Consider the following 10,516-nt stretch of genomic DNA (forward strand, 5'->3'; position numbering starts at 1 on the left):
AAGCTGGCGTGAATGGGCGGGTGCCGGGTTGGTGCAAGCTTTCATCATCGCACTTTATGCCGAGATGTACGGCTTTCCACTGACGATTTATCTACTGGTCCGGTTCTTCGGGTTGGATAGCGATTACGTTAACGCCAACCTGTGGTCCACCCTGATAGGGTTGGGTGAAACCGGCATGTTGATCTCCATGTTGCTTGGCTACGGACTCGCCTTCGTCGGCATTGGTCTGTTTATCCAGGGATGGCGGCAAGTGTATCGGGCACGCAAGGAGGATCGGCTGGTCACCGACGGGCTGTACGCCTACGTGCGTCATCCCCAATATACCGGTCTGTTCCTGGCTTTGTTCGGCGAGGGCGTGGTGCATTGGCCCACATTGTTCTCGGTTGGGTTGTTTCCGCTTATTGTATTTGCCTACTACCGGCTGGCGCAGCGAGAGGAGCGGAAAATGCTAGAGCAGTTCGGTGACGCCTACAGGGCCTACCAACGACAGGTGCCGATGTTGGTGCCGCGTTGGGGAAAATGGAGGGAGGTTGTAAATGCCTCCGGTAGCAAGACCGATCGCGCCCATGAGGACGATCATGGCTGAAGCGACACATACATCTTGGGGGGAGCCTGCGAAGTGGGTGCGCAAAAACTCCCTCGTAATCCACTTCTGGCTGTTGACCTTGTAGTGGCTATAAGGTTTTTAATAGTACCGAATCGTTACTCAGTTGGAGCTGAACCATGAGCAAAGCCTGCGGGGGCCCACGTAATTGTGATGCAACACCCACAGCGGATCCCGATACGCTGGCCTCTTCCGAGGCGTCGGGGGAATGGGTCAGCGTTTATGCCGTGCCGAAGATGGACTGCCCATCAGAGGAGCGAATGATTCGCCTGGCCCTGGGCGGCTTTGAGAAGATCCGGGCATTGTCTTTCGACTTGTCCAACCGCCAGTTGGAGGTCGTGCACGATGGCGCGCCTGACCCTATTACCGCGAAGCTGGCGACCTTGGGGTTAGGAGCCTCGCTTGAGAAAACCGCCGCTGCCGATCCGGAGACAATCAGGGCCGCCGAGTCCTCGGCGGCCGCTGCTACGCAAGAGTCTGGCACTCTGCGGTGGTTGCTCGGTATTAATGCACTCCTGTTTGCGTTGGAAATGACCGCAGGGTTGATCGCCCAGTCAACGGGCCTGATCGGGGAGTCTTTAGACAATTTTGCCGATGCTGCCGTGTACGGGCTCGCCCTTTATGCGGTCGGACATAGTGTAAAAATGCAGGTGCGTGCCGCGCACCTTGCAGGTGTGCTCCAGCTGATTTTGGCGGTAGGCGTACTCGCCGAGGTGGTGAGACGATTTGTGTTCGGTAGTGAACCTGAATCACTGGTGATGATGGCGATCGCATTCATTGCGTTGATGGCCAATACCAGCTGTCTGTTACTCATATCCAAACACCGAGAGGGTGGGGCGCACCTGAAAGCCAGCTGGATATTCTCGGCCAATGACGTGGTCATCAATCTGGGCGTTATCGCTGCTGGCGCTTTGGTCGCGTGGACCGGTTCCCATTATCCAGATCTGATTATCGGCACTATTGCGGGAATCATCGTGCTTAACGGCGCCAGGCGTATTCTGGCGCTGAAAGATTAAGGAGTGCTCGTTGTGGGAGAAAAACTCTCCCGGTATGAAATAGCCCGGTTGCCTGAGCACTCCGTTGGCGGCGCGTTTCCAACCAAAGCTAAAACTAACTGATCGAAGGAGACTACTGTTATGAGTTTACATCTAGGCAATACCGCCCCCGATTTCGAGGCGAATACCACCGAAGGCCGGACCAGCTTCCACGACTGGATTGGCGACGGGTGGGCCGTACTGTTTTCGCATCCGGCTGATTTTACGCCGGTATGCACCACGGAGCTGGGTGAAACCGCCAGACTAAAAGACGAATTTGCTAAGCGCAACTGCAAAGTGATCGCCATTTCGGTGGATCCGGTGGAAGATCATAAAGCGTGGTGCGGCGATATCGAGGAGACCCAAGGTCATGCCGTCAATTTCCCGATTATCGGGGATGAAGACAGAAGGGTCTCGCAGCTTTACGACATGCTGCATTCCGGTGAGGGTGATAGCTCGACCGTGCGATCGGTATTTTTGATCGACCCGAACAAGAAAATACGGATGACGCTGACCTACCCGAAAAGTGCGGGCCGCAATTTCGACGAAATCTTGCGGGTGATCGACTCGATCCAGTTGACCGACGGGTACAAAGTCGCCACACCGGTGAATTGGCGCAACGGCGACGATGTGATCATCCTGCCCACGCTGTCAGATGATGAGGCCAAGCGCCACTTCCCGGACGGATGGAAGGCCGTCAAGCCTTACCTCCGAGTGACCAAGCAGCCGAACCGTTGAGGTTTGAGCGTAACCCGCTGTTAGGGGCGTGGTTGCCCGCGCCCTTTCGGCTGGAGACCCTGTACCGGGACTTTGAGTGATTTCTAAAAACTTACGAAGAGTCGTCTTGTGCCCTCTATTCTTTGCACTGTGACTAAACGGAAAATGGAGGCTCAGTTATGAGCCTCTGGCAGTACCTGTTGCTGGCCACGGCGGCCGGTATGCTGCTTAATCTTACCCCCTGCGTACTGCCAGCGCTGCCGATTAAATTGCGCAGTATCGGTCGAGTGGTTGGCGATCGTCCCGGGCGACGCCTGTTGGCGGGGGCAGCACTGCTGGCTGGAACACTGACATTTTTTGGAGCACTGGCGGTGGCTACCGCCTGGTTGAACTGGACCTGGGGTGCCCTGTTTCACTCGGCTTCATTCCGGATGATGCTCGCTGTCGTGCTCGCCGGTCTGGGTGTTTGGAGCCTGGCTGGGCGCGGGTTTCAGCCTCCACAGTGGGCTTACCGGGTCCGGGGGGCGGGCTACGCCGAGCCGTACTTCGCCGGCTTGTTGGCGGCCGTGCTGTCTACTCCCTGCACCGGGCCTTTTCTGGGCGGCGTATTGGCATTCGCTCTGACCCAGTCGCCGGCTGCTATCGTGGCGCTTTTCCTGGCGGTTGGCACGGGTCTGGCACTTCCCTACCTAGTCCTGCTGGTCCGCCCTGGCCTGATCGCAAGGATACCCCGTGGCGGTGCCTGGTTGCTTCGCATCCAGCAATTCCTGGGGCTGGTATTGCTGGCCGGGGCAGTGTTCTTTGCGGCTACCGTGTTCCCGGATGGTGTGGGACGGTTGCTGTGGATAATCTGGGTGACGGTGCTTACCTTCTGGCTGATGCGCGCACTATGGGTCGGACCTGACCTCCGCGCGCGCTTGGTTCCGGCGGTAGTATTGGTCGGGACTGTGGTCACGGGACTCGCGGCGTGGCCGCAGCCGGGTCGTGTCGCAACCGATACCTTGGCCTGGGAGCCTCTGACGGATGAGGCACTGAGCGATGCGCGGACGGCACAACGACCGGTGCTGATTGAATTTACAGCTGATTGGTGCATCAATTGCAAAGTGCTCGAACAGACCGTTTATCGTGATCGGCGTGTGGTCCGAGCTGTCCGTGAGGTTAATGCTATCACACTGCGCGCTGACCTAACGCGGCCTGATGAGCGCCTGAAACGTTATTTGCGCGAGTTCGGCGGGGCCGGCCTGCCGTTTGCGGTGGTACTCAATGGTCGCGGGAAGCCGGTAAAACGGCTGCCCGACCTGTTTGTGGCGGACACGCTGGCGTCGACGCTGCGCAGCTCTACGGAGGAATAAGTCGTATGCGCATGAATAAATCCCAAATCTTCGGCTGGCTGGTGCCTGGTCTGGGCGCTTTGGCGGTGGTGAGCGCATTGTTGGCATGGCAGTGGCCGCTCTTAGAGCCCAAAACCCTAGACGCAGCGGCTGGCGGCGAGGCGGCTAAAACCACCGCTGATCTGGTCGATATCCTTGCTGTGCGAGGGGCAGGGGACAGTATTCGTGTGACACTCTTGATCGAAGGCGATTGGCACGTGAATGCCAACCCCGCGTCCTTGGACTTCTTGATCCCCACCGAGCTTTCCGTGAGCGGGGGTGAACCCTTGCCGTTGGAAGTCGACTACCCACTCGGTCGCACTATCGACAGCGGGCTCGGTGATGAACCCTGGACCATTTACGATGATGGTACCATCATTCGCGCTACCCTTCTCAAAGACGTGTCTAATGACCAGTTAACCGCCGAAGTTCGGGTTCAGGCATGCCACGACAGCGGTCGTTGCCTGACTCCAGACACCCTCCAGGCGAGGCTTTCTCTCCGGTGACGGGAATATCGGTTTATGTGATGGCCCTCGTGCAACACCCTCGTTGTTATGCAGGATCTACTATAAGTTTGCCTTGGTTAAGGAGGTCTTCATGAGAATTGGCGCTTTGGCGAAGAAGCTTGGTTTGCCGGTTGAAACAATACGCTTTTGGGAGAAAAAAGGTTTGCTGCCAGAGCCTTCTCGAACGGAAAGCAATTATAGAGATTACGGCGATAGAGATTTGATGAACCTGCAATTTATTCGAAATTGTCGCGGTTTGGATATGAGTCTCGACGACATCCGGCAGCTGATACAGCTACGAAGCCAACGAACAGAGTATTGCAGTAGTGTCAACGATCTTATTGATAATCGTATTGCTCAGGTTACGATAAAAATCAAAACGCTACAAGCGCTTGAAGTTCAGTTGCGATCCTTGCGTCAGGCCTGCGCGGAGGGGCGAAGTGTCGAGCAGTGCGGCATTTTGCAAGGATTGACCGAGCGCAGCCGAAGCTCGATGACAAAGAAATAGAACCTTCACAGACCCTGGGGCGAGCGATGGCTTTCTGGCTCTTGGTGTGGTGGAGTATGTGTAAACGTATGTCAGCCCGGAAGGCAATTTTGACAAAACAAAAAGTGACGATTGTATTGATAACACTGATGGTTCTTCAGGGCTTCGTCGTCGCTGTTGAGGCACATCCGACTTCTCAGTGGGCTGACCGTACTCTGGGGTGGAATCAAGAGCTCCAGCCCGGAGATTGTAAGGTCGATACAAACGAGGCCGTAAATACCGCTTTACTGCAAGACGGTTGCTCCTGTTGTGCCCTTTGCCACGCTTGTTGGCTCGCGATGGCCGTTCATCAATTTTCTGATTTTTATTCTGATGTTAGGGGCGTGCTGCCCTCCTACCTAATTGACTTTTCGTCCGTCCACGGCCCCTCTCTGTTTCGACCACCCAAAGCCTGATAGGTCCCGAGTTTTTAGCACTCTAGAGCTGGTCCCCATTGTTGGGGTACTGAAATAATTTTTTAGGATAATTACCGATGAACTACTTTGGTTTATGGGTTGGGCTCGCCCGCGTGCGTGTGCGCACCGCGCACACGTTACTATTGAGTCTTTTATTGTTATTGAGCGGCCTCTCGTATGGGCAGCACCGGGAGGCGGTGCTTACACTGGACGATGCTATTCACAAAACCATGCAGAACAACCCCCGCTTGCAGATGTACGAAGTTCGGATGCGTGGGCTCAAGGGGGTCAGAGAGTCCGCTGCCCTAACGCCAGCCTATGAGCTGGGTGCGGAGGTTGAGAACTTCGCTGGAGAGGGTGAAATACAAGGCCTGCGTGGCTCAGAACAGACGGTTTCACTGTCGTCGGTCATTGAACTCGGCGGAAAGCGTTCGGCGCGAGTGGCGCTGGTCGATGCTCGCACTGGTCTGTTGGACGCGCGGCGTAGGGCTGAAGCGTTGGATCTGCTCGGCGAGGTGACGCATGGCTTCGTCGCCGCCTTGGCAGCACAGGAACGGTTGAATCTAGAAAAAGATGCTTTGGTGCTAGCTCGCGCGACACTGGAGGCAGTTGAAAAGCGAGCACGCGCGGGTGTTGCACCAAATGCAGAGGTTTTACGGGCCAAAGCCGCTCTCGCAAAAACAAAAATCACCTTATCTCGCATGCAGCGGGTATTTGAAATAGAGAAGACCCATCTTACCAGTCTGTGGGGCGCTATCGAAACTGATTTTGAGGAGCTTCAAGGGGACCTGTTTCAATTCCCTCCCGCGGATGATTTTGCGTCTCTATACGACAGAGCCAAAGGCAACGCCGCTTTGGCTGTGTTTGCGAGTGAGACTCGCCTGAAGGAAGCAAGGATCCGGCTGTCACAAACGCGTGCCAAAAGTGATATCTCCTGGAGCCTAGGGGTACGCCGGATGGAAGGCTCTGGCGATACGGGGCTAGTTGCAGGGGTTAGTATGCCCTTGTTTGCAGATCGTCGAAGCAGTGGGGAAATTCGCGCTGCCCAAGCCGAACGTGATCAAGTGACGTTTCGGCGGAAAGAGGCACTGTTTAATCTGCATGCGCAACTTTTCGAAGCCTATCAAAATCGACAGCAGGGCGTTGAAGTCTCAGCAGTGCTGAAAGAAGAGGTAATACCGACACTCAATCGTGCGCTACGGGAGACGCGTGGAGCATATGAACGGGGGCGGTATAGCTACTTGGATCTGATTGCCGCGCAGGAAGAGTTGTTGGCTGCTAGACGGAGGATGATCGACTCGGCAGCCTCGGTGCTTCAATACGGCGCCCTTATTGAACAAATGACTGCCGAGCCTCTATCTACCAGCAGACTTTCCCGTTGACCACCAGCGCTGAAAAAACTATAGGAACAAGACTATGCGACACAGATATTACGTTATTCTTTCGGTACTAATGGTGATTCTTACTTCGAACGCTGCTTTCACTCAGGACTTTATTGAACCTAGGGGGCGGGATGAAGCGCACGAAAGGAATCGAACAGAGCATGAAGGAGAGGAGGTGGTTCGGATCAGTTCAGAGACGGCACAAAAAGCCGGACTAAGTACAAGCCAAGCTGGACCCGCTACCCTCGACCGCATTCTTCGGGTGTACGGAAAGATCGTTGTGCCACCTGGCCAGGAAACCCACATGAGGGCACGGTTCCCTGGTCAAGTCTATCAGGTTCATGCCCAGATTGGCGATCAGGTTGAAACCGGCGATTTACTCGCTGAAATTGAGTCCAATGACAGCCTGAGGACCTACCAGCTTCGCTCGCCGATCAACGGGGTTGTCGTCGACCGCCAAACAGCGGTTGGCGAACTAACACAGGATCGAGCGCTTTTCTCTATTGCCCGTTTAAACCCACTTTGGGTGGAGCTTCACGTATTCCCGGCACAACGATCGGCCGTTTCGAAAGGGCAAACGGTTCTGCTGTCTTCTGACAGTGTTAAAGGAACGGTGACGCTTAGCCATGTTCTTCCTGGAAGTGAACGGCGGCCCTACCTTATTGCTCGAGGTACACTTGACAACCGAGACGGACAATGGACACCCGGGCTGCTTGTTATGGGGGAAATTGTCGTAGAGTCATTTCAAGCCTCTGTCGCGGTGGACAATCGCGCCCTGCAAACAGTTGAGGGTAAAACGGTGGTTTTTACCAATAAGGATGATGTATTCAAAGCGCAATTGGTAGAACTTGGCCGCAGTGATGACCGTTACACCGAAATCCTTTCTGGGCTCGAAGCGGGTGAACGTTATGTCGTGGGCAACAGTTTTTTGGTTAAAGCTGACCTTTTGAAGTCAAGCGTCGAAGACCACGATTAGGAGTCAGACGATGATCGAATCGATTCTTCGCTTCTCAGTCGAGCGGCGCTACCTCACTTTGTCCTTTATTTTTGTACTGATCGGCTTAGGTGTGTGGAGCTATCAGCGCTTACCGATTGATGCAGTGCCTGACATCACCAACGTTCAGGTACAGATCAATACCCAGGCTCCGGGTTATTCGCCTCTGGAAGCCGAACAGCGCATTACCTATCCGGTAGAGACGGCGCTTGCAGGGTTGCCAAATCTATCATATACGCGTTCTTTGTCCCGTTATGGGTTGTCGCAAGTGACAGTGGTGTTCGAAGATGGCACCGATATCTACTTTGCTCGAAACTTGATCGACGAGCGTCTAGGCGCGATTAAGAACGATCTTCCGCCAGGCCTTGAGCCCGAGATGGGTCCCATAGCAACCGGTCTCGGTGAAATTTTTACCTATACGGTTGAGGCCTTGCCTGGAGCGGTAAAGGCTGACGGAACACCGTACGATGCAACGGCATTGCGCGAAGTTCAGGACTGGATTATAGAGCCGCAGTTGGCTCTTGTACCCGGTATAGTCGAGATTAACACGATCGGCGGCTTTGCCAAGCAATATCACGTCACCCCCGACCCACGAAAGCTTCTGGTTTTTGACGTGACCTTGGACGATGTGAGCCAGGCCCTACGGAACAACAACAACAATCGCGGCGCTGGCTATATTGAGCACAATGGCGAGCAGCTGTTGGTGCGATCGCCTGGTCAGTTGCAAACGATAACCGACATCGAACAGGTGGTGGTGAAAATTGTCGATGGGTCGCCAGTGCGTGTTGCAGACATCGCGGAGGTCGCGATTGGAAAGGAGTTGCGCAGTGGCGCGGCTACGCGAAACGGAGTTGAAACCGTTGTTGGTACAGCGATGATGTTAATGGGAGCGAACTCCCGCGCTGTGGCTCGCGATTTGGCGATAAAGCTTGAAGAGATCGAGTCTTCTCTTCCCGAAGGCGTACGGGTGGACACCGTTTATGATCGCACCACTTTAGTGGACAAGGCCATCGCGACCGTAAAGAAGAACCTCTTGGAGGGCGCGTTGCTTGTCATAGCAGTGCTCTTTGTGCTGCTTGGAAACATTCGTGCAGCGCTGATTACTGCCGCAGTGATTCCTTTATCGATGCTCGCCACCGTTTTCGGTATGGTCAAGACAGGAGTGTCTGCCAACTTGATGAGCCTCGGCGCACTGGATTTTGGCCTGATTGTCGACGGGGCGGTCATCATCGTGGAGAACGCGACACGCCGCCTGGCAGAAGCTCAGGCGTCTGATAACAGCAAGCTCGAACGAAAAGAACGGCTTTGGTTGGTTTTTGAAGCGACTAACGAAGTCATTCGACCGAGTCTATTCGGGGTGTTGATTATTACGGTCGTCTACATTCCGTTGTTCACGTTGACTGGCGTCGAAGGGAAAATGTTTCAGCCGATGGCTGCTACCGTTGTAATGGCGCTTCTGGCAGCATTGGTGCTCTCATTGACTGTGGTTCCCGCGTCGGTCGCTGTATTTATGACCGGGCGCGTCAGCGAGAAAGAAAATCGTGCCATCGTCGCCGCAAAGTCACTTTATCGACCATTGTTGAGTTGGGTTCTCAGGTTACGATGGGGGATCATTTCCGGTGCCACTATTCTGGTTTTCGCATCAAGCTGGCTGGCCACAACACTTGGATCAGAGTTTGTGCCCCAGCTGGATGAAGGGGATATTACGGTGCAGGCGCTACGGGTGACCGGCACGGGGCTGGAACAATCGGTGGCGATGCAGGAGATGTTGGAAAGGCGCATTAGATCGTTCCCGCAGGTTGACAAGGTGTTAGCCAAGGTAGGCACAGCCGAGGTGGCGACGGACCCGATGCCTCCAAATGTGGTGGATAACTTCGTGATACTTAAACCGCGCAGTGAATGGCCGAATCCAAAGCTTCCCAAGGATGAACTGCTTCAAGAGTTGGAGGAGGCATTGGAGGAAGTTCCGGGCAATAACTACGAGATCACGCAACCGATTGAGATGCGCTTTAATGAGTTAATTTCGGGGGTTCGAGCGGATTTAGGAATCAAGGTCTTTGGTGATGACCTCGAACAGCTTCTAGCCTCAGCTGAGGCGATTCTCGCGGTTTTGAATGACATAGAGGGCTCAGCCGATGCACGGGTTGAGCAGGTTGACGGCCTACCAATGCTGTCAGTGCACCCCGATCGTATGGCGATCTCCCGGTACGGGCTCACCGTTGACGATGTACAGGATTTTGTTGCGACTGCTATCGGAGGTGAGTCTGTGGGATTGATCTATGAGGGGGATCGCCGGTTTGAGCTGGTGGTTCGTCTTCCAGAAAACGTGCGACGCGATGTCAAGCACTTGCACGAGTTGCCTGTGCCTTTGCCAGAGGGCGGGTATGCACCGTTGTCGGAACTCGCTACGCTCGTAATTGCGCCCGCGCCCAGCCAAATCAGCCGGGAAAACGGCAAAAGGCGAGTCGTGGTTATGGCAAATGTTCGGGGGCGGGATTTGGGGTCATTCGTAGCGGAAACCAAGCAGCGTGTCACGGCCGAAGTGAAGCTGAAGGCAGGGTACTGGCTAGATTATGGAGGTACTTTTGAGCAGTTGGCTTCGGCGAGTCAGCGGTTGTCACTTGTGGTCCCCGTGACGTTCGCTATTATTATTGTGATTTTGGTAGTGGCACTGGGCTCGCTTAAAGACGCACTCATTATCTTTACAGGCGTACCACTAGCGTTGACTGGTGGTGTATTGGCACTGTGGTTTCGCGATATGCCATTGTCAATATCGGCTGGCGTTGGCTTTATCGCGTTATCCGGTGTCGCGGTGCTGAACGGTTTGGTAATGCTCGCATTTATCCGCGATCGTTGGCACGTGTCAGGTGTATTAGTTCAGACCAAATCTGACACTGCCTCTTGAAAAAGGGAGGGTTACCGGTTTTGATTGATGGTGACGAAACCTGAAATCAAAACACTTTAGAG

9 protein-coding genes are annotated in these 10,516 nt (G+C 54.7%); all 9 read left to right on the plus strand.

Going from position 1 to position 10,516, the window contains the following annotated elements; genetic code table 11:
* A partial coding sequence (locus CMG77_RS00170) for a methyltransferase family protein (protein WP_286903381.1) occupies nt 1–586 on the plus strand: 586 nt, incomplete at its 5' end.
* 137 nt (nt 587–723) lie between these two features.
* Nucleotides 724–1,620 carry a cation efflux transmembrane domain-containing protein gene (locus CMG77_RS00175; protein WP_286903382.1) on the plus strand — a complete coding sequence of 299 codons (897 nt, stop codon included), beginning with the start codon at nt 724–726 and terminating at the stop codon, nt 1,618–1,620.
* Between the two features lie 120 nt (nt 1,621–1,740).
* Nucleotides 1,741–2,376: a peroxiredoxin gene (locus tag CMG77_RS00180; RefSeq protein ID WP_286804880.1), complete on the plus strand. Its 636-nt coding sequence runs from the start codon at nt 1,741–1,743 to the stop codon at nt 2,374–2,376.
* 158 nt (nt 2,377–2,534) lie between these two features.
* Nucleotides 2,535–3,707, plus strand: a complete 1,173-nt coding sequence (locus tag CMG77_RS00185) for a protein-disulfide reductase DsbD family protein (RefSeq protein ID WP_286903383.1) — start codon at nt 2,535–2,537, stop codon at nt 3,705–3,707.
* A gap of 11 nt (nt 3,708–3,718) precedes the next feature.
* Nucleotides 3,719–4,231: a protein-disulfide reductase DsbD domain-containing protein gene (locus tag CMG77_RS00190; RefSeq protein ID WP_286903368.1), complete on the plus strand. Its 513-nt coding sequence runs from the start codon at nt 3,719–3,721 to the stop codon at nt 4,229–4,231.
* 91 nt (nt 4,232–4,322) lie between these two features.
* A complete protein-coding gene (gene cadR, locus CMG77_RS00195) occupies nt 4,323–4,739 on the plus strand; it encodes a Cd(II)/Pb(II)-responsive transcriptional regulator (RefSeq protein ID WP_286804873.1) in 417 nt (138 codons plus the stop codon).
* Between the two features lie 511 nt (nt 4,740–5,250).
* Nucleotides 5,251–6,555, plus strand: coding sequence for a TolC family protein (locus tag CMG77_RS00200; protein WP_286804872.1), 1,305 nt, complete (start codon nt 5,251–5,253; stop codon nt 6,553–6,555).
* Nucleotides 6,556–6,589: 34 nt separating this feature from the next.
* A complete protein-coding gene (locus CMG77_RS00205; protein WP_286804871.1) occupies nt 6,590–7,531 on the plus strand; it encodes an efflux RND transporter periplasmic adaptor subunit in 942 nt (313 codons plus the stop codon).
* A 10-nt stretch (nt 7,532–7,541) separates the two neighbouring features.
* A complete protein-coding gene (locus tag CMG77_RS00210) occupies nt 7,542–10,454 on the plus strand; it encodes an efflux RND transporter permease subunit (RefSeq protein ID WP_286903384.1) in 2,913 nt (970 codons plus the stop codon).
* Nucleotides 10,455–10,516 lie beyond the last annotated feature (62 nt).

The organism is Marinimicrobium sp., from assembly GCF_002695945.1.
GTDB lineage: Bacteria > Pseudomonadota > Gammaproteobacteria > Pseudomonadales > Cellvibrionaceae > Marinimicrobium > Marinimicrobium koreense.